At 36.9% G+C, this 23,545-nt stretch carries 27 protein-coding genes and 1 tRNA gene; 18 read left to right on the top strand and 10 right to left on the bottom strand.

From position 1 onward, the window contains the following. The first annotated feature begins 16 nt into the window (after positions 1-16). The 9 genes from trxA (at position 17) to DVJ99_RS06395 (ending at position 8,708) form a co-directional block, all read left to right on the top strand. Positions 17-331: a thioredoxin gene (gene trxA / locus DVJ99_RS06435; protein WP_105993848.1), complete on the top strand. Its 315-nt coding sequence runs from the start codon at positions 17-19 to the stop codon at positions 329-331. Between the two features lie 219 nt (positions 332-550). Next, complete coding sequence (gene uvrC, locus DVJ99_RS06430) at positions 551-2,356, top strand: excinuclease ABC subunit UvrC (protein ID WP_114603603.1); 1,806 nt, start codon at positions 551-553, stop codon at positions 2,354-2,356. A gap of 481 nt (positions 2,357-2,837) precedes the next feature. Further along, positions 2,838-3,452, top strand: coding sequence for a succinate dehydrogenase cytochrome b558 subunit (locus tag DVJ99_RS06425; RefSeq protein WP_114603602.1), 615 nt, complete (start codon positions 2,838-2,840; stop codon positions 3,450-3,452). A 54-nt stretch (positions 3,453-3,506) separates the two neighbouring features. After that, positions 3,507-5,300 carry a succinate dehydrogenase flavoprotein subunit gene (gene sdhA / locus DVJ99_RS06420; RefSeq protein ID WP_114603601.1) on the top strand — a complete coding sequence of 598 codons (1,794 nt, stop codon included), beginning with the start codon at positions 3,507-3,509 and terminating at the stop codon, positions 5,298-5,300. Continuing rightward, complete coding sequence (gene sdhB / locus DVJ99_RS06415; protein WP_105993852.1) at positions 5,300-6,109, top strand: succinate dehydrogenase iron-sulfur subunit; 810 nt, start codon at positions 5,300-5,302, stop codon at positions 6,107-6,109. Before sdhA ends, sdhB begins: the two co-directional genes overlap by 1 nt. Before the next feature lie 69 nt (positions 6,110-6,178). Next, the gene (locus tag DVJ99_RS06410) at positions 6,179-6,697 is read left to right on the top strand and encodes a GNAT family N-acetyltransferase (RefSeq protein ID WP_114603600.1); all 519 of its coding nucleotides are present in this window, start codon (positions 6,179-6,181) and stop codon (positions 6,695-6,697) included. A 92-nt stretch (positions 6,698-6,789) separates the two neighbouring features. Further along, a complete protein-coding gene (racE, locus tag DVJ99_RS06405; protein WP_105993854.1) occupies positions 6,790-7,590 on the top strand; it encodes a glutamate racemase in 801 nt (266 codons plus the stop codon). A gap of 15 nt (positions 7,591-7,605) precedes the next feature. Further along, entirely contained in the window at positions 7,606-8,193 is a 588-nt protein-coding gene (locus tag DVJ99_RS06400) for an XTP/dITP diphosphatase (RefSeq protein WP_114603599.1), read from the top strand. Next, the gene (locus DVJ99_RS06395; RefSeq protein ID WP_114603598.1) at positions 8,190-8,708 is read left to right on the top strand and encodes a YfcE family phosphodiesterase; all 519 of its coding nucleotides are present in this window, start codon (positions 8,190-8,192) and stop codon (positions 8,706-8,708) included. The genes DVJ99_RS06400 and DVJ99_RS06395 overlap by 4 nt, the downstream gene beginning before the upstream one ends. 59 nt (positions 8,709-8,767) lie before the next feature. Here DVJ99_RS06395 and DVJ99_RS06390 read toward each other — a convergent pair whose 3' ends face one another. Then, positions 8,768-9,142 (bottom strand): VOC family protein, encoded by a 375-nt coding sequence (locus DVJ99_RS06390; protein WP_114603597.1) that lies wholly within the window; start codon positions 9,140-9,142, stop codon positions 8,768-8,770. A 126-nt stretch (positions 9,143-9,268) separates the two neighbouring features. On the opposite strand from DVJ99_RS06390, the gene DVJ99_RS06385 reads away from it, so the two are divergent. Then, complete coding sequence (locus tag DVJ99_RS06385; protein ID WP_105993858.1) at positions 9,269-9,718, top strand: VOC family protein; 450 nt, start codon at positions 9,269-9,271, stop codon at positions 9,716-9,718. Positions 9,719-9,794: 76 nt separating this feature from the next. Here the strand turns inward: DVJ99_RS06385 and DVJ99_RS06380 are convergent, their stop codons facing one another. From DVJ99_RS06380 to DVJ99_RS13285, 3 genes are read right to left on the bottom strand one after another with little or no spacing between them, the layout of a single operon-like run. Next, entirely contained in the window at positions 9,795-10,193 is a 399-nt protein-coding gene (locus DVJ99_RS06380; protein ID WP_114603596.1) for a YkvA family protein, read from the bottom strand. A gap of 17 nt (positions 10,194-10,210) precedes the next feature. After that, complete coding sequence (locus tag DVJ99_RS06375; protein ID WP_114603595.1) at positions 10,211-10,876, bottom strand: 3'-5' exonuclease; 666 nt, start codon at positions 10,874-10,876, stop codon at positions 10,211-10,213. 47 nt (positions 10,877-10,923) lie between these two features. Then, positions 10,924-11,430: a hypothetical protein gene (locus DVJ99_RS13285; RefSeq protein ID WP_240430817.1), complete on the bottom strand. Its 507-nt coding sequence runs from the start codon at positions 11,428-11,430 to the stop codon at positions 10,924-10,926. A 327-nt stretch (positions 11,431-11,757) separates the two neighbouring features. Between DVJ99_RS13285 and DVJ99_RS06365 the strand changes: the two genes are divergently transcribed. Next, positions 11,758-12,141: a hypothetical protein gene (locus DVJ99_RS06365; RefSeq protein WP_114603594.1), complete on the top strand. Its 384-nt coding sequence runs from the start codon at positions 11,758-11,760 to the stop codon at positions 12,139-12,141. 319 nt (positions 12,142-12,460) lie between these two features. Here DVJ99_RS06365 and DVJ99_RS06360 read toward each other — a convergent pair whose 3' ends face one another. After that, positions 12,461-13,141, bottom strand: coding sequence for an Ltp family lipoprotein (locus tag DVJ99_RS06360; RefSeq protein WP_114603593.1), 681 nt, complete (start codon positions 13,139-13,141; stop codon positions 12,461-12,463). A 244-nt stretch (positions 13,142-13,385) separates the two neighbouring features. Continuing rightward, positions 13,386-13,459: transfer RNA gene (locus DVJ99_RS06355), tRNA-Arg, on the bottom strand. Positions 13,460-13,773: 314 nt separating this feature from the next. Between DVJ99_RS06355 and DVJ99_RS06350 the strand changes: the two genes are divergently transcribed. Continuing rightward, the gene (locus DVJ99_RS06350; protein WP_105993862.1) at positions 13,774-13,908 is read left to right on the top strand and encodes a beta-class phenol-soluble modulin; all 135 of its coding nucleotides are present in this window, start codon (positions 13,774-13,776) and stop codon (positions 13,906-13,908) included. 76 nt (positions 13,909-13,984) lie between these two features. Here the strand turns inward: DVJ99_RS06350 and DVJ99_RS06345 are convergent, their stop codons facing one another. The 3 genes from DVJ99_RS06345 to DVJ99_RS06335 all read right to left on the bottom strand — a co-directional run bounded on the left by DVJ99_RS06345 (position 13,985) and on the right by DVJ99_RS06335 (position 16,277). Then, a complete protein-coding gene (locus DVJ99_RS06345) occupies positions 13,985-14,914 on the bottom strand; it encodes a hypothetical protein (protein ID WP_162912146.1) in 930 nt (309 codons plus the stop codon). 158 nt (positions 14,915-15,072) lie between these two features. Beyond that, positions 15,073-15,252, bottom strand: a complete 180-nt coding sequence (locus DVJ99_RS06340; protein ID WP_114603591.1) for a hypothetical protein — start codon at positions 15,250-15,252, stop codon at positions 15,073-15,075. Positions 15,253-15,383: 131 nt separating this feature from the next. After that, positions 15,384-16,277, bottom strand: a complete 894-nt coding sequence (locus DVJ99_RS06335) for a hypothetical protein (protein ID WP_114603590.1) — start codon at positions 16,275-16,277, stop codon at positions 15,384-15,386. Between the two features lie 187 nt (positions 16,278-16,464). On the opposite strand from DVJ99_RS06335, the gene DVJ99_RS06330 reads away from it, so the two are divergent. After that, positions 16,465-17,148: a YjjG family noncanonical pyrimidine nucleotidase gene (locus DVJ99_RS06330; protein ID WP_114603645.1), complete on the top strand. Its 684-nt coding sequence runs from the start codon at positions 16,465-16,467 to the stop codon at positions 17,146-17,148. Between the two features lie 74 nt (positions 17,149-17,222). Here the strand turns inward: DVJ99_RS06330 and DVJ99_RS06325 are convergent, their stop codons facing one another. Continuing rightward, positions 17,223-17,669 carry an N-acetyltransferase gene (locus DVJ99_RS06325; RefSeq protein WP_105993867.1) on the bottom strand — a complete coding sequence of 149 codons (447 nt, stop codon included), beginning with the start codon at positions 17,667-17,669 and terminating at the stop codon, positions 17,223-17,225. Between the two features lie 147 nt (positions 17,670-17,816). Here DVJ99_RS06325 and bshC point away from each other — a divergent pair, with 147 nt between their 5' ends. From bshC to DVJ99_RS06300, 5 genes are all read left to right on the top strand, one after another. Beyond that, entirely contained in the window at positions 17,817-19,430 is a 1,614-nt protein-coding gene (bshC, locus tag DVJ99_RS06320) for a bacillithiol biosynthesis cysteine-adding enzyme BshC (protein WP_114603589.1), read from the top strand. A 141-nt stretch (positions 19,431-19,571) separates the two neighbouring features. Beyond that, a complete protein-coding gene (gene mraZ, locus DVJ99_RS06315; RefSeq protein ID WP_114603588.1) occupies positions 19,572-20,003 on the top strand; it encodes a division/cell wall cluster transcriptional repressor MraZ in 432 nt (143 codons plus the stop codon). 14 nt (positions 20,004-20,017) lie between these two features. Beyond that, positions 20,018-20,953, top strand: a complete 936-nt coding sequence (rsmH, locus tag DVJ99_RS06310) for a 16S rRNA (cytosine(1402)-N(4))-methyltransferase RsmH (protein WP_114603587.1) — start codon at positions 20,018-20,020, stop codon at positions 20,951-20,953. A 20-nt stretch (positions 20,954-20,973) separates the two neighbouring features. Beyond that, the gene (gene ftsL / locus DVJ99_RS06305; RefSeq protein WP_105993871.1) at positions 20,974-21,372 is read left to right on the top strand and encodes a cell division protein FtsL; all 399 of its coding nucleotides are present in this window, start codon (positions 20,974-20,976) and stop codon (positions 21,370-21,372) included. Beyond that, the gene (locus DVJ99_RS06300) at positions 21,353-23,506 is read left to right on the top strand and encodes a penicillin-binding protein (protein ID WP_114603586.1); all 2,154 of its coding nucleotides are present in this window, start codon (positions 21,353-21,355) and stop codon (positions 23,504-23,506) included. The genes ftsL and DVJ99_RS06300 overlap by 20 nt, the downstream gene beginning before the upstream one ends. Positions 23,507-23,545 lie beyond the last annotated feature (39 nt).

Genomic DNA, 23,545 nt, shown 5'->3' with positions numbered 1-23,545 from the left:
AGGAGGAACGATATTTATGGCATTACTTAAAGTAACTGATTCTGACTTTAACGAAAAAGTTCAAGACGGAGTTAAATTAGTAGATTTCTGGGCAACTTGGTGCGGACCTTGTAAAATGATCGCGCCAGTATTGGAAGAATTAGCTCAAGATTTCGAAGGCAAAGCAGACATCTTAAAATTAGATGTGGACGAAAACCCTAACACAGCTGCAAAATTCGAAGTAATGAGTATTCCTACTTTAATCGTCTTCAAAGACGGCGAACCAGTAGACAAAGTTGTTGGTTTCCAACCTAAAGAAAACTTAGCTGAAGTTTTAAATAAACAACTTTAATTTGTTAGAATAATGCCGAATTTCTGCGGTTAAGCTGAAACTTGCCGCTAAATATCGAATCGACCATTATATTAAAACAGCGAGACCAGAATATGACGTTCTGGTCTTTTTCATATGCCGAGAAGTTGAACAAGCAATCAGTTCGTTGTAAAAAGCAAGCAGATGCTATAATAATGTACGACATTGTATTGCAAAATCTTAAAAGAAAGGAGGATACATTTGGAAGCTTATCAAGAGAAAATCAAACAAAAATTATCTGTTGTGCCGTTTGAACCGGGTTGTTATTTGATGAAAGACCGCAACAATCAGGTCATCTATGTTGGAAAAGCAAAGCGTTTGCGCAATCGTTTGCGTTCGTATTTCACTGGTGCGCATGATGCCAAGACAACGCGTTTAGTCGGTGAGATCCGCAACTTCGAATTCATTGTCACTGATAGTGAAACGGAGTCGCTGTTATTAGAATTGAACTTAATCAAGCAATATCAGCCGCGTTATAATATTTTGTTAAAAGATGACAAAAGTTATCCGTTTATCAAAATAACGAAAGAAAAGTATCCGCGCTTATTAGTAACAAGAACAGTCAAAAAAGGTACAGGCAAATATTTCGGACCCTACCCGAATGCTTTCTCAGCGGTGGAAACGAAAAAGCTGCTAGATCGCATTTATCCTTTTAGAAAATGCGACAAAATGCCGGATAAATTGTGCTTGTATTATCATATTGGGCAATGCTTAGGACCCTGTGTCTATGACGTAGATGAGCAGCAATATGCTCAAATGATACAAGAGGTTTCTGAGTTCTTGAACGGTGAAGATAAAACGATTATCAAAAGCTTAGAAGCACGAATGGAATCTGCGAGTGAAAATCTAGATTTCGAACAAGCAAAAGAATATCGTGATTTGATTCAGCATATTCATAATCTCACGAAGAAACAAAATATCATGTCTACAGATAATACAGCACGTGATGTTTTCGGCTACAGCGTGGCAAAAGGCTGGATGTGTGTTCAAGTGTTCTTCGTCAGAAACGGTAATATGATTCAGCGTGATACAACGATGATTCCGCTCCAGCAAACAGAAGAAGAGGAGTTCTATACGTTTATCGGTCAATTCTATCGCTTGAATCAGCATTTATTGCCGAAAGAAGTGCATATTCCGAAAAACCTTGATCCTAAAATCATTCAATCTGTTGTGGATACGAAAATCGTACAGCCGGTCAGAGGGCAAAAGAAAGATTTAGTAGAAATGGCGAATCATAATGCGGAAATTTCGCTGCAAAACAAATTCGAATTGATTGCACGAGATGAATCCAGAACAATCAAAGCTATCGAAGAACTGGGCGAATGCATGGGAATTCAAACACCGATTCGAATTGAGGCTTTCGACAACTCTAACATTCAAGGTGTAGATGCTGTGTCTGCCATGGTTACTTTTGTGGACGGTAAACCAGATAAAAAAGGTTATCGCAAATACAAAATCAAAACCGTGGATGGACCGGATGATTATAAATCAATGCAAGAAGTGATCCGCAGACGTTACACACGTGTCTTGAACGACGGCTTGCCGCTGCCGGATTTGATTATTGTCGATGGCGGTAAAGGTCAAATGTCTGTTGCGCTGGATGTGCTTGAAAATGAATTGGGCTTGGATATTCCAGTTGCCGGACTACGCAAAAACGACAAGCATAAAACATCTGAATTGATTTACGGTAAAAGTGCTGAAGTGGTGCCGATGAAAAAGAACAGTCAGGCCTTTTATCTGCTTCAAAGAATACAAGATGAAGTCCATCGCTTTGCGATTACGTTCCACAGACAAACCAGACAAAAGCACGGCTTGACTTCTGTGCTGGATGATATAGAAGGTATCGGACCGAAACGCAAAACGAAGTTATTAAGAACATATGGTTCAGTTAAGAAAATGAAAGCAGCCAGTGTAGAGGATTTAAGAGAAATCGGCTTGCCGCAAAAGGTAGCTGAAAACTTGCTGGATGCATTGAATGAAGAAAAAGAAGAGAACGAAAAGCGATAGATGGCTTAGGGTTTAAACGACCAAAAGTGCTATCGCTTTTTGGTTCATTTTTAAGTCGTTGTGCAAATGAATTAAAACGATTTTTGAAAAAATTACGATGAGAATAATTCTCATGCCCAAAAGGCGTTAAAAAAATGTTACAATATCGTTAACGAGATTTTATTTTTTTAGGAGTGTTTGTAACCGCTTTCTAAATGAAAATGATTCTCAATGCGTTTTCAACCAGAACTGTGAAGCATTACTTTGTCAGAAATCAGTTCAGCTTTTGCATCTAAGATAGGGGTCCATACATATAAACAATAGGCGCTGAGCTGCCATGCTGATTCTAAGTGTAATTACAACTGCCAGCAGGGCTGTTCGTTGGTTGTTGGGACAGGTCGAATTGAAAAAACGCAATTTTTTGAGCATTTAGAGTTAGGTGCATTTCATTTCTTAAAATAAAATCAATTAATATTATTTGTTTCACAGGGGGGACTTCCTTTTGGGTTATACTAAGAATCAATTTTATTTACGACGCATTCACTCGTTACTAGGGGTTATTCCGATCGGTGCATTCTTACTTGTGCATTTGACTGTTAACCACCAAGCGACTAAAGGAGCAGGAGCTTTCAACCAAGCAGCTGGATTCATGGAATCATTACCATTCTTGCTTGCATTAGAGATTTTCTTAATTTATCTTCCAATCCTTTATCATGCGTTATACGGTATTCACATTGCATTTACGGCTAAAGAGAACATCGGCCATTATTCATGGTTTAGAAACTGGATGTTCTTCTTCCAACGCGTTACAGGTGTTTTAGCATTTATTTTCATTGCCATTCACTTCTACCAAACAAAAGTAGAAATGTGGTTAGGTCATAAAGAATTAGGATTCGATATGATGCAAGATTACTTAAGCAATCCATTCTGGTTAATCTTCTATTTAGTATTAACTGTTGCGGTTGTATTCCACTTTGCGAATGGTTTATGGTCATTCCTAGTAACTTGGGGTGTCTTGCAATCAGCTAAATCACAACGCATTTTCACATGGGTATCATTAGTAGTATTCCTTATTGTTTCTTACATCGGTGTTTCAGCAATTTTAGCATTCGTTTAAGAACACATAGAATCAGCGTAAATAAAGGTTATATTTTCAGGGAGTGACATTTATATGGCAGAGAAAAAAGTTATTGTTGTCGGTGGAGGACTAGCCGGTCTGATGACAACAATTAAAATAGCAGAACAAGGTGTACATGTTGATTTATTCTCAGTAGTACCCGTAAAACGTTCGCACTCTGTGTGTGCGCAAGGGGGTATTAACGGAGCGGTTAATACAAAAGGTGAAGGCGACTCAACTTGGATTCACTTTGACGATACAGTATACGGTGGGGACTTCTTAGCCAACCAACCACCTGTTAAAGCAATGGCTGAAGCAGCACCGAAAATCATTCACTTGCTTGACCGTATGGGTGTAATGTTCAACAGAACACCTGAAGGTTTGCTTGACTTCCGTCGTTTCGGCGGTACGTTGTACCACAGAACAGCGTTCGCAGGTGCAACAACTGGTCAGCAACTACTTTATGCATTAGATGAGCAAGTGCGTAAGTTCGAAGTAGACGGACTTGTGACAAAATATGAAGGTTGGGAATTCTTAGGTGTTGTTAAAGACGAAGATAACTCAGCGCGCGGTATTGTAGCACAAAACTTAGTAGATGCTAAGATTGATGCATTCCGTTCTGACGCAGTTGTTATGGCAACTGGCGGTCCTGGTATTATCTTCGGTAAAACAACGAACTCAATGATCAACACAGGTTCAGCAGCATCTATCGTTTACCAACAAGGTGCGGTATATGCGAATGGTGAATTTATCCAAATCCACCCTACAGCGATTCCTGGTGACGACAAATTACGTTTAATGAGTGAATCAGCACGTGGTGAAGGCGGCCGTATTTGGACATACAAAGACGGTAAACCTTGGTATTTCTTAGAAGAAAAATACCCAGACTACGGTAACTTAGTACCGCGTGATATCGCAACGCGTGAAATCTTTGATGTGTGTGTGAACCAAAAATTAGGTATCAACGGTGAAAACATGGTATACCTTGACTTATCACACAAAGATTCGCATGAATTAGACGTTAAACTTGGCGGTATCATTGAAATCTATGAAAAATTCACAGGCGATGACCCTCGTAAAGTTCCAATGAAGATCTTCCCTGCAGTCCACTATTCAATGGGCGGAATTTACGTAGACTATGATCAAATGACAACAATCAAAGGTTTATTCGCAGCAGGTGAATGTGACTTCTCACAACACGGCGGTAACCGTTTAGGTGCCAACTCATTATTATCTGCGATTTACGGCGGTACAGTAGCTGGACCGAACGCTGTGAAATACATTGATAATATCGAAAAATCATACACTGAATTAGACGATAGCTTATATCAAGACCTTATTGATCAAGAACAAAAACGTTTCGATGATTTATTGACTATGAAAGGTACAGAAAATGCCTTCAAACTTCACCGCGAATTAGGTGAAGTCATGACGAAAAACGTAACAGTTGTTCGCGACAATAAAAAATTACTTGAAACAGACGAAAAAATCCTTGAGTTAATGCGACGTTACCAAGACATTGACATGGAAGATACACAAACTTGGAGTAACCAAGCTGTATTCTTCACACGCCAATTATGGAATATGTTAGTGTTAGCACGTGTTATCACTATCGGTGCTTATAACCGTAACGAATCACGCGGTGCGCACTACAAACCTGAATTCCCTGACCGTAACGACGATGAGTGGTTGAAAACAACTAAAGCGTTTTACGAAGGTATCGACAATCCGCCAAGATTCGAATACGAAGATGTGGATATCAGCTTGATTCCTCCACGTAAACGTGACTACTCAAGCAAATCTAAGTCTAGTAAAGATACTAGCAAGGAAGAAGGGAGCAAATCATAATGGCAGAAGAAGTTAAAGATGAAGCGGTTCAACAACCGACTCAAAACAGTTCTAAAACCGTAACTTTGATCATTAAACGACAAGACAATGCGGACTCACAGCCATATGAAGAGAAATTCGAAGTTCCTTATCGTGAGAATTTAAACGTTATTGCATGTTTGATGGAAATCAGACGTAATCCATATAATACTAAAGGGGAAAAAGTAGCACCTGTAACTTGGGACATGAACTGTCTTGAAGAAGTGTGCGGTGCTTGTTCAATGGTTATCAACGGTCATGCGCGTCAAGCATGTTCAGCAATTGTAGACCAATTAGAACAACCGATTCGTTTAGAACCAATGAGCACATTCCCAATCGTACGTGACTTGCAAGTTGACCGTTCTCGTATGTTCGACAACTTGAAACGTATGAAAGCATGGGTACCGATTGATGGTACGTATGACTTAGGTCCTGGACCGCGTATGCCTGAGAAAAAACGTCAAACAGCATACGAATTATCTAAATGTATGACTTGCGGTGTATGTTTAGAAGTTTGTCCTAACGTGACAAGCAAAAATGACTTCGTAGGTGCACAAGCGATTTCACAAGTTCGCTTATTCAACTTGCATCCAACAGGTTCAATGACTAAAGACGAACGCTTAGACGCTTTAATGGGCGGCGGCGGACTGCAAGAATGCGGTAACTCTCAAAACTGTGTGAATGCTTGTCCTAAAGGTATTCCTTTAACAACATCAATCGCAGCGTTAAACAGAGAAACTTCATTCTACATGTTCAAATCATTCTTTGGTTCAGACCATCAAGTACATTAATTTGAATATTAATTTCGGAGACAGGAGAGATACCTGTCTCCTTTTCTATTTATGAAAGGAGTTTATGATATGTTAATAAAGCCAGAACAACCAGGTGACTATAGATGTGTCGAGCAAGTGATCGAAAGTGCTTTTCGCAATGCAGAGATGAGTGATCAAACAGAACATCTATTAGTTCGTAATTTGAGACAAACCAATGCTTATTTACCTTCATTGTCATTGATTGCACAAAATCATCAAGGCGACATCATCGGACATGTGATGTTATCAACAATAACAATAGGAGAAGGAGAACCATCATTAGCACTGGCGCCTATCAGTGTCTTGCTGGATTATCAAGGAAAAGAGATAGGAACACAGCTGATGCAAGAGAGTATTGCGAAAGCTGAAGCAGAAGGGTATCGTTCTATTATTGTGCTGGGAGCGCCTGAATTTTATTTGCGATTTGGTTTTGAAAAAGCAATTGAATGGCAAATTACAGCGCCATTTGAAGGTGCAGAACCCTACTTGTTAGCACTAGAATTAGTTGAAGGTGCATTAGATGATGTGCGCGGCGAAGTGCATTATTCAAAAGCATTCAACCTATAAATTACAATTGTATAGTTAACCATTCATGCATTGGAATTCATGATTATGCTAAAATATAGTTTAAGAATGTTTTTCGTAAGGATGAAGAAGACATGAATCAACCAATTGGTGTAATTGACTCAGGAGTCGGCGGCCTCACTGTAGCAAAAGAAATTATTAGACAGCTGCCAAATGAAACAATTTATTACTTAGGCGACAGTGCCAGATGTCCTTATGGACCAAGAGACGGCGAGCAAGTGTGCGAATTCACAGTACAGCTTGCACAAAAGCTGATGGAATACGATATTAAAATGCTGGTAATTGCATGCAATACAGCAACAGCTGTGGCATTAGACACATTAAAGGCGATGCTGCCGATACCGGTTATCGGTGTTATTGAACCAGGTTCTCGTACTGCCATCATGACGACACAAAATAATAAAGTCATGGTATTAGGTACAGAAGGTACAATTAAATCTGAAGCGTATACGAAACATATACAAGCGATTAACCCTAATGTTGATGTGACAGGTGTTGCGTGTCCGGATTTTGTTCCTTTGGTGGAACAAATGCGTTATCACGATCCAGTAGCAACAAATATCGTGATTCATCAAACTTTAAAGGCATATAGAAATAATGAAGCCGATACGGTTATTTTAGGGTGTACGCACTATCCGTTATTATTCCAGCCGATATTTGATTATTTCGGCGGTAATAAAACTGTGATATCATCAGGTTTAGAAACTGCGCGTGAAGTGAGTGCTTTATTAACATTCAGTCATGAACATGCGCATTATACGCCGTATCCAAAGCATCGCTTCTTTGCGACAGGCGATGCACAGCATATTCAATATATTATTGGACAATGGCTGAAAATCGACGACGTAGAAGTAACGCAAGTGAAAGTGGATTAATATGAGGTGAAAGACATGGAAGATTTAGTAATCGCAACAAACAACAAAGGCAAAATCAATGACTTTAAAGTTATATTCCCTGAATACAATGTAATTGGTATCAGTGAATTAATTGAAGGCTTTGATGTCGAGGAAACAGGAACAACATTTGAAGAAAATGCTAAATTAAAATCTGAAGCAGCCGCAAAAGCATTAGGCAAACGCGTCATCGCAGATGACAGCGGATTAACAGTAGATGCATTACACGGCGAACCAGGTATTTATTCTGCACGCTATGCGGGTACTGATAAAGACGATGAAGCAAATATAGAAAAATTATTAGAGAAATTAAAAGGCAATGATCGCCATCGTACTGCAGAGTTTGTGTGCGTAATCAGTATGAGTGCACCGGGAGAAGAAACAGTCACATTCAAAGGTACTGTCAGCGGTGTAATTACGATGGAAAAATTAGGAGAGCATGGATTCGGTTATGATCCGATTTTCTATGTGCCGCGCATGCATAAAACAATGGCACAATTGACTGATAAAGAAAAAGGCGAAATCAGCCATAGACGCCAAGCTATCGATAAATTAAAAAATTACTTAAAGGGTGAACAAATTTGAGACGTTGGATTATTGTAAGCGACAATCATTCAGAATCTGGTATTTTGTTTGAAATCTTTAATCATTACGACCAAGTTGATGTTGCATTGCATCTAGGGGATTCAGAATTCCAATATGATGATACTGAATTAAGTTTGTATCGCAGAGTAAAAGGTAATTGCGACTTTTATCCGGAGTTTCCTAATGAAGAAATAGTGACGGATGAAGGTGTACGTGCTTTCTATACTCATGGTCATCTTTATGCGGTGAATACAACACGCCAAAAGCTGGCTGAACAAGCGAAAGCACATGAATGCCGATTGGCATTTTATGGCCATACGCATATAGCACGTTATGAAGAAATTGCGGGAGTACATGTCATTAACCCTGGAAGTATTTCACAATCAAGAAGTGCGACAGAAGAAACTTATGCGGAATTATTAATAGAAGATGATCACCAGCATGCGACATTAAACTTCAGAAACAGAAATCATGAAGTGATTGAAACAGTTGAATTTACAGTAGGTCCTAAGTAAAAATAAGTTCATGACAAAAGCCGATGGCAGAAAATAACTTCTGTTCATCGGCTTTCTCTTTAGACTTGTTTCACTGCAAAATAATTATTTTCTTCATCAGCAAAATTGAAAACTCTGCCTTGCGGCATTTCAACTAATTCACCTACAGTGATACCTTTGTCTTTGAATGTTTGATATAAATCATCAATTGCATCTGTCGCAAACATCAATGACGGTGTTTCTGTACTGATACCTAAATCTAAAGCTTGAATCTTTTGTTTGTTATGGAGAACTATTGCGGTTTGTGCATCATTTGAAGGTCGTAATACGATGGTACGCATGCCATGGTCTTCTGTATCTGATGTTACGATAAAACCTAACTTCTCTGTCCAAAATGCTTTAGCAGTTTCTTGATCATTTACATATAACATGACTTCATCTAGTCTTTGAATCATTTTTCCACCTCTATCGAAATAATTAATAAAACTCTTATCATAATGCCCGCTTAAAAGTTGTTTAAAACCTCAAATAAAAGGTATGATTAAAAAGCAGTACTCTAAACATGAAAAGGGGAATTATACATGACTCAATTATATCCATATTTAGCATTTGAAAATACGAAAGAAGCTTTAAAATATTATGAAGAAGTATTCGGCGCAACGGATATTAACCGCCTGCCGGTAGATCCTTCTCAAGCAGAAGGTTTCGGTGTAAGCAAAGAAGAAGCACCAGATAAAACAATGCATTCAGAATTCACAATCGCAGGCGTTACGTTATTCGCATCAGATGCATTCGGCAAAGATGTTAAAATCAACGAAGGTATTTCATTATTAATCGACTACGATATCAATGATGAAGCAGATTCAAAACGTGTCGAAGATTTATACAATAAAGTAAAAGACAGCGACACAGTTGATGTGGATATGCCTTTAGAAGAACAATTCTGGGGCGGTAAAATGGGTTCATTTACTGACAAATATAATGTACGCTGGATGTTGCATGGACAAGACCATTCTAAACAACAAGGCTAATGCATAAAGTAATGCACAGGAAAACTTTATTCCTGTGCATTTTTTAAATCTATTCAGTTAAAATGATTCACTGAGCCTAACGTATCCAATTCTGATAAATCCATAAGCCTATCAAGGTCATCACTATTATCCACAAGGTAATGATAAGTATGCCTGCATACCAGTTTTTAGAAAGTGAGCGCTTATTTATCACTTGTGCTTGTGCACGATTAGATTCAAGCACTTCATCTGGTATTAATTTTAAACATAAGGCAATGCCTAAAGGGACAATAATAATATCATCTAAATAGCCTAAGACCGGTATGAAATCCGGAATAAGATCAATAGGGCTTAGTGCATAAGCAACCACACATACTGCAAGTATCTTAACACCTAGAGGTGTTCTTCTATCTTTGGAAACTAGATAAAGCAAGACAAGTTCTTGATTCATTTTACTTACAAAAGCTTTGATTTTTGAGGTGAGTTTATCATTCATAGATTAGGCCTCTTTAATTATTTTTTAGTCATAGTGTTTAACATTAAGGCAAGGTAACCTGTGGCTTTAGCATCATTCAGTGCATCGTGTGAATCTGTGTCGCCTAAGTTGAACTGATGTTTAAGTGTTTCTAGTTTATGATTAGGTGTGGTTTTTATCTGCTTTCTAGACAGCGGTAACGTATCTAATACACGCAATCTAGGTTTTTCTATATCGAAATCGTCCGCATAGCGTAATATAAATTTCATCGCAAAAGGGGCAGAATGCGAAACAATGAGTTTATCTCCGATAAATTGATAAATCGTTTCTATATCATCTTTTTGAATGAAGTCCTTATCTTCAAGAAACTCATTTGAAACCCCTGTGATATCTTTAATTTTCTTAGTGAGTAAACGAGTCGGTCTGAAGTATTTTACGAATTGATCAACGGGCTGTCCATCTTTAAAGAAAACTAAAGCAATTTGAAACATATCATGAAAGTCAGGACTTAAACCTGTCGTTTCAATATCTACTGCCACAAACATATCTTCAAGTTCAGTTGTTTTCTCATATTCGACAGCAGGGCGTTTACGTTGTTGAAGTTCAGTTTCCAACTCTTTAATATACTTTTCTTTTAAACGCAGTTTCATGACTAGCAATTCATTTTCTTTCTTCAGTTTTTCTAATAATTCTTCTTGGTTCACAAATTCACCTCCGAACTAAACACAATTGATTTTTGAAGGACATTTTATTACTGTTTTTCAGCGATAATTTTAAGTAATTGAATGATTTCATCATTTTGTTTAATAATCTTATCGTTTTGAGCCACTTGAATGAAATTTTGTTTTTGCTGGCTCATGTAATAATTATATTGTGCTTGCTTTTCCATATTGAATGTAAATTGACCGATCGCATGATAAAAGTTATCGAAATTCGCAAATATTTGCTGGTGCTTGAAGGCTTCCATTGTCGTCTCGCTTGGATTATAGATACCTTGTGTTTTAAAGAATTTCTCCAACTTTTCATTTTGTATTTGTTCTGGAGATTTAGGTTCTCCTGTAATGCCTTTCTCGTTAAACATCTGTTCTAAATCTGAAATCAGCAGTTGAGGATTATCTTTGTATTTTTCCTTGTATAGATTAATGAAATAACGCTTCTCCTCAACATCTAATTCATTCCATTGTCGTTTTTGTCTCTTATCCAACACTGTTAATATACTGCCTTCTGTAAAGCTTTCCTTAAATCCTAAAGGTTTCATTATCAACAACTCCTTAACAGTCGTGTTTGATATTTTAATTTTGTTTATATACATTATAGTGTAAGTTTGAACAGATTACATGATAAGAGATGTTAACAATTTGATGAGAGAACGTGTGATATAAGCACCGGGTTTTGATATTTTGAAAAAATATAATTTATTTAGCGATCTAGCTAAAACTCTACGCGGTTTATGGTTGCTTTTTTATCGAAATGTCTAATAGATATACTGAAAATCTTATAACAATATCAATAAAGAGTTATATTTTAAAATGAGTTTCTTGAAGAACGTTAAAAGGAAGGTCGTGAATATGATAGGGGGAAGGTTATGCTTGATATTAAAGAAATTAAAGAAAAATATAAAAACGAAGATGCTACAGTTTTGAAACAGCAGTTTAAACAGTTGTTGAGTACACAATGGGACAATATACAACAATACTTCAAAAAGCAAGATGTGGATAATTCATTAAAATTCCGCATCTTATATTTGTATGACAAAATAACAAGCATTATAGAGGTAAACTTTGAAAAATTCAACAAATCATTTTTCATTTTGTATAACAAAAGGCTGAACAGGGCGAATGATTTACATTTTGATGAATACCAAAAGTGTTTAAATTTATTGAATCTACTTTCTGACATTGAACATTATTTAGAAAATATTGATGATATTAAATTAAAAAGCTATTATCATCGAGAAAAAGGGAGATAAGTCGATTTCGATAATTGGTAATTAAAATGGATAAGGTATACTATGCTGAGTTTTGACTTTAAATATATAGTTATTGACTAATTAAATTATCTGAACGTCGTCAACAAACGAAATATTTTCCACTTTATAATCAAGGATTTTTGGCTTTATATTGTGCTATAAATGCATTTTCTCGCTATTCTTATTTGTGATAACTTAAAAATTAAAGGACGCTTTTTAAGCAACAAATTCGATTGAGAAATAATTGTAAGATTATCTCATCAACCGAATTGTTATAGCTTCAAATAATAGGAAGCTTGATGTTTGAAATTAAGGATGCTTATTCAGATAAATGATCTACAGCGTATTGTGCTTGTTCAGCTGTGAATTTTTCTCCGTATTCAGAGATGAGCTGGTCGTATATTTCTGCTGATGACATATTAAAAGTTTCAGCATAATTTTCAGCACTCTTCAAAGCATTTTCATTATAATCGACATCCAAATTATCTACAGCGTATTGTGCAGCATCGGCCGGAAATTTATCCCCAAACTCTGAAGTTAGTTGATCATAAATACCTGCTTTTGACATATGAAATATGAGTGAGTAGGTTTCAGCACTTTTTAAAGCAGCCTTTTGTTCTCTGGTAGCTGTTGAACTTAAAGCATCACTCGATTCATATTCGTAAAGTTCAGCAGAGCTATCTGATTCAGGTTCATCAGTAAGCGCGTCAGATTCATATTCCATTTGATAGTCAGTGTCATCCAATGTAATTTCATCTGAACTTTCTTCTGCTTTTGCGGCTATTTCTTTTTCTTTATTTGCTTTAAAATCATCATAGCTGCTCACAGCAAAGAAATTTAAAGCCGTTACAAAAACGCTGGAACAAATAATGGTAATAATGACTTTTTGTTTTGTTTTCCATTGGCGATTCTCCCACATTAAATAGAGACCCAACGGTAAGCAAAAAATTAAAGATAACACGATAAACCAGTTAGATTGATACCACTTTTTATTTGTCATGGTGTAATCCCCTTTACTTTATATATATTTATAAATCTGCATTTCATAAGAAGTTGCTAGAAAGGCGGATTGATAAATCATGTTATATAAGACTAAAAATTATTGTTTTTAGTCTGTGGATATTGCATTTAAATATTCGAGATGTTTTTTTGTGATGTGAAATAGATAAAAAACGATAGTCATAGATTTTAAAAAAACCGCTGTATCAATATTAAAAGATACAGCGATTTTTATCGGTTATTTACGTCCTGGGAGGGATTCGAACCCCCGACCGATGGCTTAGAAGGCCATTGCTCTATCCAGCTGAGCTACCAGGACATGATTTTTTAACACAAGAATAATTATATCTAATTAATGTATTTAAATCAATACCATTCTTTATAAATTTCGATAAGATTTTTCACTTTAGTAGATGAATTGCACTTATCATGGCAAGTATATCATATTTTAGAGGTTGGGGGACAGTTTGGAATGCCTAACTGTAAATGTTTTGATAGAAATCCACGAGGATGAATCAAAGATGGCGAGTTGAGGAATTTTGTCCAATTCAATTAAGAATCATTGTATAGTGTATGTATCGAAGGTTAGTACATACATTAACCTTAACTATTCTACTTATAGGGGTGACAATCATGGAAGGTTTATTCAAAGCTATTCAAGGTACAATCGACGCTGCTCAAAGCGGTGACAACTTAAACTTAGGATCAAACATCGTTGACATCATCACTAACGGTGCAAGCATCGTAAGCAAATTATTCGGATTCTAATTGATAATGAATAATTCACAATATTATTAAAGGCGAGTGAACATTTTTTGTTCCTCGCCTTTTTCTCTTTTTCAGGTTATTGCGGTTCCAATTGTGTTGTACCTTTGCCATAGATTGTGATAATATCGTTCTTTTTGATATCTATTGCAGTTTGAGGTTTTGGTTTGACTGATTTACTGGATTTCATTTTTCTATTAGTCAGAATTTCATTAGTTTTAAGTCTGTAGTTATCATTATAAAGTGTAAAGTTATTGGTTGAATCTTTGCTTGTTTGCTTTGCGATATAGCGACCTGGTTTGATATCGGCACCTACAATATATAATCCCTGATTTAAAGTTGTTGTAGTTTTAACAGGTATGGGTTCAAGTGATACTTGATCTGTTCTTTTTATAATAAGCTTTTGATCTTTTGCTAGATGCAGGTTGATAGAGTTATTATTGGATTTTTGATAACCATCCAACATCGAAGAGAGATTAGACCTGCCGTTTTCATTTTCCAGCATGATTGTTCCTATTTCTTTTTCTTTAATTGATATTTTGTAATAGCCAGGTTGAATATCTTTTCCAACTGTATAGATGCCGGAACCTTTCGTTGTTTTTTGTCCTTTATCAGCAGTCGGATTATAACCTACAGGATAGTGTCTGCCTTTGGAGATATAATTTTCGCTATTTTTTTGTTGAGTATTAGAGTCGTTTTTTGGTGGAGCAGGCGGTGTGTCTGTATCATTTTTCGTCGTTTTTGGTGTTGTATCTTTTTTGTCAAAGAAGTTGTTTAAAGTTTCTTTGACGGAAATAGAAGGCTTGAAACTCCCTATACGTTTCCAGTCTGTTTTGATGGAATTGTCTGTGAAAATGCCGAAGAAACATATAAGACCTAACAAGAAAGAAAGTGTTGCTATAGACAATCTTAATTTAAAGTGTGTTTGATTACCGAGAGCGCTTAAAGTTAAAAAGGTGAAAATGATAAATAGCAAAGAAAATAAAATCCATAACAATAAGAATGTCATAGGGGATAACATCATAGATCTCGCTCCTTTTTTTGTTTATTTATGAAGCAAATTTAAAATTAAGTGTAGTTAAACATATTATATGGAAGATGACAAAAAGGAGCAATTAAATATAAAAAAGACGCACCTGCTAGGGTACGTCTGACAATCATCAAAGCTTATTGTACGTTCAATTTGCGGTAATATTTACTTTCTGAGAATGGTGTGTTGTTTCTGATGCGTTGTAATAGAATTTCTTCTTTTTCATAATTACTTAATGTACTTAAGTAAGGTTTCGGCGGTTTTTCACCGAACTTTTCAATATATTGTTGATATGCGCGCTCTAAACGTGGGTTCATATGTTTCAACTCCCTTATTTATAATACATCTCTTATTACTATTAATACCCTTTATTGAATAGTTAATACAAAAGATAATTAAATACATACGATATTAATTATACGCCAGTGATAAACAATAGGCAAACAACTTATTGACGTGTTAACTTTACAGTCGCTTCCCCTTTAATGTAAACCATATCTCCATTGCCTAATGTAACTGATTTAGTAAAATCTTGTTCTAAAAGTTCATTATACTTAAGTTCATAGCGTCGCTTCTTTTGCATTTGTACGATGAGGTTTCCGCTTTTTTCTGATGTGATTTGATAGTGCCCAGGTTTTACATCTGTACCGACAATATAAGTACCTGCGGTCAGTGTATTACGCATGATGTGCTTTTCTGGAGCGATGGAATATGTCGTTTTATACTTTTTCTTTGCAGAATTAAGTTTAAGTGTATGTCCTTTAATTAAGTATGTGGTTAATGATTTAGGTGTTTCAGATTTAGTTAAATGTGCAAATTCAGCAACTTCACCAAATGGGTTAAAGATTTCGATGGTACCATAAGGAGGGTCGCCTTCAACTGAAATACGATAATAGCCTGGTTTAATATCTTTGCCGACCGTTAGTTTTTCAGCGTCGCTTTTTATAGGCTTGCCTGAAGCGGTAGTGGGTTTAAATTTCAAAGGAAAGTAGGCGTACACGCTTTCGTATCCTTTAGCTTCAATTTCATCGTGTGTGAATTCTCTTTTTGAATCCAGGACTATAGTTGAATCAGATGATGGTTTTGATTTGTCTTTGTTGTTGAGGAAGGGCAGTTTGTCTTTAATTGATAGATTGTTGTTAGTGTTTTGATAGAGTGATTGATCAGTGAAGATTCCAACGAAACTAACGAGCCCTAGAATTAACGCAGAGAGTGCAACTGTCAGTTTGAATTTGTATTTGTTTTGATTCCCCAATGCATTCAAAGTCAAGAATAAAAAGATGATAAAGATGAGTGTGAAAAGCAGCCATAGGGCTAAAAAAGCAGAAGCATGCAAGGTCATATTTGTATCCCCCAATCCCTAATAATAGCTTGTTTATCTTTGTTTATTATTTTGATTATATATGACAATTTATAGTTTCACAATTTATTGTTAGATGCATTCATGGTGTGATTAAAAATATAAAAGGGGGATGCTATTGCAAGTTGTTAAAAATTCAACTACCATGAGGAATAATGGGGGTGAAGTTGTGAAGTATGAAACGATATTATTAGATTTTGATGATACGATTGTGGATTTTCATGATGCTGAAGATCGTGCGTTTGAATACCTTGCGCAGCAATATAAGTTAGAACCGACGCCGAAAAATTTGGCGTTATTCAAAGAAGTGAATCAAGCACATTGGGAAGCATTTCAAGAAAATAAGCTGACGAAAGAAGAAGTGCTGACGGAGCGTTTTATTAATTACTTTAAGCATTTTGGGATGGAAGTGAATGGGCATGAAGCGGATGTCACATTCAGAGATGGATTAGCGACAGCGCCGGTTAAATATTTTCCGCAAACAATCGAAGCAATTGAATATATGTCGCAGCATGCAAAGGTTTATATTGTGACAAATGGTGTGGAGGATACACAGTTACGTCGTTTAACGCAAACACCGCTTGAAAATATCATGCATGATATCTTTATTTCAGAAGTGACAGGTTTCCAAAAACCGATGCCTGAATTCTTTGATTATGTCTTCGACCGTATTGATGCACAGCGTGAAAGTTCATTGATTATCGGTGATTCTTTAACGTCAGATATCAAAGGCGGTATTAATGCAGGTATTGATACATGCTGGTTTAACTATAGAAACAAAGCGAATGCGTCAAATATTCAACCGGATTATGAAATTAAGAATCTGAGTGAGGTTAAATCTATTATCCAATAAAAATACGGTCTTGCATTGTGATATGCGAGACCGTATTCATATAAAAAGCTGATATTTGATTACAACTTTAAGTATTAATGTCCTGGTGCCCAAATTAGAACATCATAACCCTCAGGGTTTTTGGCTTCTGTATCTTTGAAACCATGTCTGATGAAGAAGTCTTTTGACTTGTTTCTAGCAATTGCTTTAATCGGCAAGTGTTTTTCTTTAGCGAAATCAACAAGTTCTGTACCTAATCCTCTTGATTGGAAAGAAGGCAGTACTTCAAGTTTCCACAATACTAAGTAATTGTCGTACTCTGGGAAGTAATGTTCTTCAACTTGGCCATTTTCGTATAATGCCATTCTTGCTGCGATTTTTTCCCCTACAAAAATGCCGTAGAATGGTGATTCAGAACTTGCGTCAATCATTTCGCCGGCAAATTCATCAATTAAGGCGAGGTTAGGATTGCTTGTTTCTCTAAAGTCCGCAAATAACTCATCTGTCTTATAGTTAATATCTAAATGTTTAACGTTGCTCATTTCTGTCTCCCCCCTTGCTTCGTTATAGCCATTATATAATAAATAACGCTTACACGCATTGAATACGATAAGCCGTTAAATTGTGTTATATATAGATAAACATTATACTTATGGTTGAGAAAACTCAGTAGTTAAGGAGAAAAGTGTATGGATTGTTTAACCGCAAAAATCAATGAGAATGATCAGTTTCTGACAAAATTAAAAGAAAGTGATGCATTGTTAAACTCATTTTACCAATATGATGCGATGTCTCCTGAAAGTTTTAAAACAGTTTTAAACAAGCCGAATAACGGCAGAGAGCAGGAGTTAGCTTCAATTATTGCACAGTACATGTCAGATTTAGATTTATCTGATCAACAAAGAGATAATATTGATAAATTGAATCAAGGAGCTAAAGTAGTCATCGGCGGGCAGCAAGCTGGCTTGTTCGGGGGACCGCTGTATACTTTTCATAAAATATTATCAATTGTTAATTTAAGCCGTGAATTGCAAGAAGACTATCACAAAGAAGTTGTGCCCGTATTCTGGATTGCGGGAGAGGACCATGACTTCGATGAAGTGAATCATACGTATGTCTTTAATGAACAAAAAGCATTATTGCACAAAGTAAAATATCATACAATGACACCGCCTGAAAGCAATGTGTCGCGTTATGTACCTGATAAGGAAGCATTACTGAATGCATTGGATCAATTTATGGTACAGCTGCCTGAAACTAAACATACGCAGCCGCTGCATCAAATGATGCGTGAGATAATCACAAATTACGAAACATGGTCGGATATGTTTAAAGCTTTATGTCACGAAGTTTTCAAAGACTATGGCTTGTTGCTGATAGATGCACAAGATCAGAAGCTTAGAGAATTAGAACAGCCAATCTTGAGAGAGATGATTGAAAAGCACAAACAAGTAGACCAAGCGTTTCGTTCGCAGCAAGCACGTTCAGTTGGTGCAGGTATGGATGCAATGATTCAAACAGATACAAATGTACATTTGTTTTTACATGAAGATGACATGCGTCAATTATTAACGTTTGAAGAAGGTTACTATTACACAAGCAAATCACAGACGGCTTATACTAAAGAAGATTTATTGGAGATTTTAGAACAAAGTCCTGAAAGATTCTCCAATAACGTCGTCACACGACCTATCATGGAAGAATGGCTGTTTAATACAGTCAGCTTTGTCGGCGGACCAAGCGAAATCAAATACTGGGCCGAATTAAAAGCAGCATTTGAAGTTTTAGGTGTTGATATGCCGATTGTATTGCCGAGAACGAAGATGACTTATCTGACACAGCGTGTTGAAAAATTATTAGCACGTTATGATATCACAGCAGAAGAAGTGATTCAGCACGGCATCGAAGATGAAAAGGATAAGTTTATCAGAGCACATGCTTCTGAAACTTTCTTAAATCAATTAGATGGGTTAAAAGAGAATCAGCAAAAAGTGTATGAACAGCTTTTAGCTGAAGTAGAGGGTAACGAGGATAATAAAAATTTAGTGAATAAAAACAATCAAATTCATCAATCGCAATATGATTACTTGCGAAAACGCTATTTCGTGAATATCGAAAGAGAAAATGCAATCAGCATGAAACATTTCAGAGAAATCAATGACTCTCTCCACCCAATGGGAGGACTTCAAGAAAGAGTGTGGAATGCGCTGCAATTTATGAATGAATTTGGGACAGATATGTTCAGTCCCTCCACCTATCCACCACTTCGTTACACTTTAGATCAAATTATCATAAAACCTTAATATACCAATAGTTTGCCCGTGCTCGCGGTGAGGAGCACGGGTCTTTTTTATGCCAAAAGTGAATTTTTTCGATATGTTTACATAAATGGTGGAGGATAGTGGGGAGTTGTGGTAAATTATAAATAAGGTGAGGTGAGATAAATGTTCATGGGTGAGTACGAACACCAATTAGACGCAAAAGGCCGCATGATTGTACCATCTAAATTCAGATATGAATTAAATGAACGTTTTATCATTACCAGAGGCCTTGATAAATGTTTGTTCGGATACACTATGGAAGAATGGCAGAATATCGAGGAGAAAATGAAGTCATTACCGATGACAAAACGTGACGCACGTAAGTTTATGCGTATGTTCTTCTCAGGTGCTGTTGAAGTGGAACTCGACAAACAAGGGCGTATCAATATCCCTAAAAATTTAAGGGAGTACGCTAACTTAAGTAAGGAATGTACAGTGATCGGTGTTTCAAGCCGTATCGAAATTTGGGACAGAGCAACATGGAATGCGTTCTATGATGAATCTGAAGACAGTTTCGAAGATATCGCTGAAGATTTGATAGATTTTGATTTTTAAATGGAGGAATGAAAGTGTTTCATCACGTTAGTGTCATGTTAAAAGAAACCATTGATGAATTAAATATAAAAGAAGATGGTGTATATGTTGACTGCACACTTGGTGGAGCAGGCCATGCCCTTTATTTATTGAATCAACTTAACGACAATGGACATTTGATTGCGATTGACCAAGATATGACAGCTATAGAAAATGCTAAAGAGGTCTTAAAGGACCACTTAGATCGTGTCACATTTGTGCATAGCAATTTCAGAGAAATAAATCAAATCCTTGATGATTTGAACATTGACAAAGTTGACGGCATTTATTATGACTTAGGGGTTTCCAGCCCGCAGTTAGATGTGCCTGAACGAGGATTCAGTTATCACCAAGATGCAAGACTGGATATGCGTATGGATCAAACACAGCCTTTATCAGCGTATGAAGTTGTAAATGAGTGGCCATATGAAAGTTTAGTCAGAATCTTTTATCGCTATGGTGAAGAGAAATTCTCTAAACAGATTGCAAGAAGAATTGAAAAAACGAGAGAACATGAACCCATTGAGACAACCTTACAATTGGTAGACGTGATTAAAGAAGGGATTCCCGCTAAAGCAAGACGCAAAGGCGGCCACCCTGCAAAACGTGTCTTCCAAGCTATCAGAATAGCAGTCAACGATGAATTGAAAGCATTTGAAGATTCATTAGAACAAGCTATCGATAGAGTAAAGGTTAACGGACGTATTTCTGTGATTACTTTCCATTCATTAGAAGACCGTTTATGCAAACAAATCTTCCAAGAATATGAGAAAGGTCCGGAAGTGCCGAGAGGCTTACCGATTATTCCAGAGGAATATACACCGAAATTAAAACGCGTGAACCGCAAACCGATTACCGCAACAGATGATGATTTAGCAGAAAATAATCGCGCCCGCAGTGCTAAATTGCGTGTAGCAGAGATTTTAAAATGATAGGAGAGTGACGAGCTGCTATGGCTGTTGAAAAGATCTACGAACCATATAACGAGCAATACGAACCAGCAAGACAAGTACCGCAAACCGAACCATCGCCAACCAGAAAAGTTAAAAGAAAAGTAGTTGTTCAACTAACTAAATTCGAGAAGGTATTATACATAACTTTAGTCGCTGTCATCGCAATGGTAAGTATTTATATACTTTCTTTAAAAATGGATGCTTATGACACTAAAGGGAAAATTGCAGATTTAGATTACAAAATCGAACAACAATCAAGTCAAAATAGTGCATTAAAGTCAGAAATCAAAAAGAACTCTTCTTATGAACGCATTTACGACAAAGCTCAAAAACAAGGCATGAGCTTAAAGAACGATAATGTAAAGGTAGTGCGTAATAATGCCGAAGCGAAAAATTAAAATTAAAAAAAATAAAATAGGGGCAGTCCTCCTCGTCAGTTTGTTCGGACTGCTCTTTTTTCTATTGGTTTTAAGGTATGCCTTTGTCATGCTGACAGGGCATTCATCTGGGCAAGATTTAATCAATAAAGCCAATGAAAAGTATTTAGTAGAAAGTCAAGAACAACCGGAACGCGGTAAGATTTATGACCGCCACGGAAAAGTCCTGGCTGAAGATGTTGAACGCTTCAAGCTGACAGCAGTCATCGATAAAAAAGCGGATGAAGGCTCTGAGAAACCGCGACATGTCGTGGATAAAAAAGAAGCAGCGAAAAAGCTTTCAACTGTTATAGATATGGAACCGAAAGAAATAGAGAAAATGTTGAATAACAAAAAAGCGTTCCAAGTAGAGTTCGGACGAAAAGGCAGTAATTTGACGTATCAGCAAAAAGATAAAATCGAGAAGATGAAGATACCCGGGGTTAAATTGTATCCTGAAACGGAACGTTTCTATCCGAACGGTAATTTTGCCTCACACTTAATCGGTATGGCGCAAAAGAATCCGGATAACGGCGAGTTGAAAGGTGCGATGGGTGTTGAAAAAATCTTCGACAGTTATTTAGCTGGTAAACATGGTTCTTTAAAATATATTCATGATATTTGGGGTTATATTGCACCGAATTCTAAACGAGAAGTGGCACCGCAGCGCGGTGAAGATGTGCATTTAACTATTGATTCGAATATTCAAGTGTTTGTGGAAGAAGCATTGAATCAGCTCGATGATCACTTCGCACCGAAAGATGCATTCGTGGTCGTTATGGATGCTCATACTGGCGAAATCTTGGCGTTCAGCCAACGTCCGACGTTCAATCCTGAAACGGGGAAAGACTTCGGTAAAAATTGGGCGAATGATTTATATCAAAACACGTATGAGCCTGGTTCTACATTTAAGACCTACGGTTTAGCAGCAGCCATTCAAGAAGGCAAATTCGATCCTAAGAAAGAATATAAATCAGGACATCGTACGATTATGGGATCTGAAATCTCTGACTGGAACCGTACCGGTTGGGGTAAAATTCCAATGAGTCTTGGTTTCACTTATTCATCCAATACATTGATGATGCACCTTCAAGATTTAGTCGGTGCTGATAAGATGAAATCTTGGTATGAAAAATTCGGTTTCGGTAAGAAAACAGGCGGTTTATTCGATGGCGAAGCACCTGGCGGTATCGCTTGGGATAATGAACTGCAACAAAAAACATCAGCATTCGGACAATCAACAACAGTCACTCCGGTTCAAATGCTGCAAGCACAAAGTGCAATGTTCAATAAAGGGAACATGATTAAACCTTGGTATGTCAGCAGTATCAATAATCCAGTCAAAGATAAAGAATTATATAAAGGTAAAAGAGAAATTGTTGGTAAACCGATTACCGAAGCAACTTCTAAGAAAGTGATGAAAGAATTAGACTTAGTTGTCAACAGCGAGAAAAGCCATGCGCAGAACTTCAGAGTCAAAGGCTACCGTATCGGCGGTAAAACCGGTACAGCACAAGTTGCCGATCCGGAAAACGGCGGTTACGTAGAAGGTCCTTATCCATACTTCACAAGCTTTATCGGTCATGCACCGAGCAAAGATCCTAAAGTTGTGGTTTATGCAGGTATGAGCTTGGCTCAGAAAAACAAAAAAGAAGCGTATGAAATGGGTGTCAGCAAAGCCTTTAATCCAATTATGGAAAATACATTGAAATACTTGAATGTAGGCAAATCAAGCGACTCATCATCTAAAGCATCCTTCAGCAAGGTGCCTGATGTTTCAGGACAATCTGTTGATAAAGCAAAAGATTCACTTAAAGCTCAGAATTTAAAACCGGTTGTCATCGGTCAAGGCGACAACGTGGCGCAGCAGCTGCCTGAAGGCAACGAAAAAACATTGCCTTACAGCAAAGTGTTCATCAAAACAGATGGCGACATGACTATGCCGGATATGAAAGATTGGGGCAAAGATGATGTATTAGCTTTTGAATCCTTAACTGGAATTAGTGTTAAAATGAAAGGTAATGGATTTGTATCTAAACAATCTATCAGTCCGAATACACCGCTTAAAGATCAAAAACAATTAGAAGTTGAATTGTCCGCACCTTCAGCAGAATAGACAGAAGAGGCAAGGGTACCCTCGGTACCCAAGCCTCGC

It is taken from the genome of Staphylococcus sp. EZ-P03, assembly GCF_003344575.1.
Taxonomy (GTDB): domain Bacteria; phylum Bacillota; class Bacilli; order Staphylococcales; family Staphylococcaceae; genus Staphylococcus; species Staphylococcus simulans_B.
This window is presented reverse-complemented; position numbering and strand designations above follow the sequence as displayed.

Bases quoted from the DNA above. Each gene is read 5' to 3' on its own strand.
- trxA (WP_105993848.1), top strand. From the start codon at position 17: ATGGCATTACTTAAAGTAACTGATTCTGACTTTAACGAAAAAGTTCAA.
- sdhA (WP_114603601.1), top strand. From the start codon at position 3,507: ATGGCAGAGAAAAAAGTTATTGTTGTCGGTGGAGGACTAGCCGGTCTG.
- sdhB (WP_105993852.1), top strand. From the start codon at position 5,300: ATGGCAGAAGAAGTTAAAGATGAAGCGGTTCAACAACCGACTCAAAAC.
- DVJ99_RS06410 (WP_114603600.1), top strand. From the start codon at position 6,179: ATGTTAATAAAGCCAGAACAACCAGGTGACTATAGATGTGTCGAGCAA.
- racE (WP_105993854.1), top strand. From the start codon at position 6,790: ATGAATCAACCAATTGGTGTAATTGACTCAGGAGTCGGCGGCCTCACT.
- DVJ99_RS06400 (WP_114603599.1), top strand. From the start codon at position 7,606: ATGGAAGATTTAGTAATCGCAACAAACAACAAAGGCAAAATCAATGAC.
- DVJ99_RS06390 (WP_114603597.1), bottom strand. From the start codon at position 9,142: ATGATTCAAAGACTAGATGAAGTCATGTTATATGTAAATGATCAAGAA.
- DVJ99_RS06385 (WP_105993858.1), top strand. From the start codon at position 9,269: ATGACTCAATTATATCCATATTTAGCATTTGAAAATACGAAAGAAGCT.
- DVJ99_RS06380 (WP_114603596.1), bottom strand. From the start codon at position 10,193: ATGAATGATAAACTCACCTCAAAAATCAAAGCTTTTGTAAGTAAAATG.
- DVJ99_RS13285 (WP_240430817.1), bottom strand. From the start codon at position 11,430: ATGAAACCTTTAGGATTTAAGGAAAGCTTTACAGAAGGCAGTATATTA.
- DVJ99_RS06365 (WP_114603594.1), top strand. From the start codon at position 11,758: ATGCTTGATATTAAAGAAATTAAAGAAAAATATAAAAACGAAGATGCT.
- DVJ99_RS06360 (WP_114603593.1), bottom strand. From the start codon at position 13,141: ATGACAAATAAAAAGTGGTATCAATCTAACTGGTTTATCGTGTTATCT.
- DVJ99_RS06350 (WP_105993862.1), top strand. From the start codon at position 13,774: ATGGAAGGTTTATTCAAAGCTATTCAAGGTACAATCGACGCTGCTCAA.
- DVJ99_RS06345 (WP_162912146.1), bottom strand. From the start codon at position 14,914: ATGACATTCTTATTGTTATGGATTTTATTTTCTTTGCTATTTATCATT.
- DVJ99_RS06340 (WP_114603591.1), bottom strand. From the start codon at position 15,252: ATGAACCCACGTTTAGAGCGCGCATATCAACAATATATTGAAAAGTTC.
- DVJ99_RS06335 (WP_114603590.1), bottom strand. From the start codon at position 16,277: ATGACCTTGCATGCTTCTGCTTTTTTAGCCCTATGGCTGCTTTTCACA.
- DVJ99_RS06325 (WP_105993867.1), bottom strand. From the start codon at position 17,669: ATGAGCAACGTTAAACATTTAGATATTAACTATAAGACAGATGAGTTA.
- bshC (WP_114603589.1), top strand. From the start codon at position 17,817: ATGGATTGTTTAACCGCAAAAATCAATGAGAATGATCAGTTTCTGACA.
- mraZ (WP_114603588.1), top strand. From the start codon at position 19,572: ATGTTCATGGGTGAGTACGAACACCAATTAGACGCAAAAGGCCGCATG.
- ftsL (WP_105993871.1), top strand. From the start codon at position 20,974: ATGGCTGTTGAAAAGATCTACGAACCATATAACGAGCAATACGAACCA.
- DVJ99_RS06300 (WP_114603586.1), top strand. From the start codon at position 21,353: ATGCCGAAGCGAAAAATTAAAATTAAAAAAAATAAAATAGGGGCAGTC.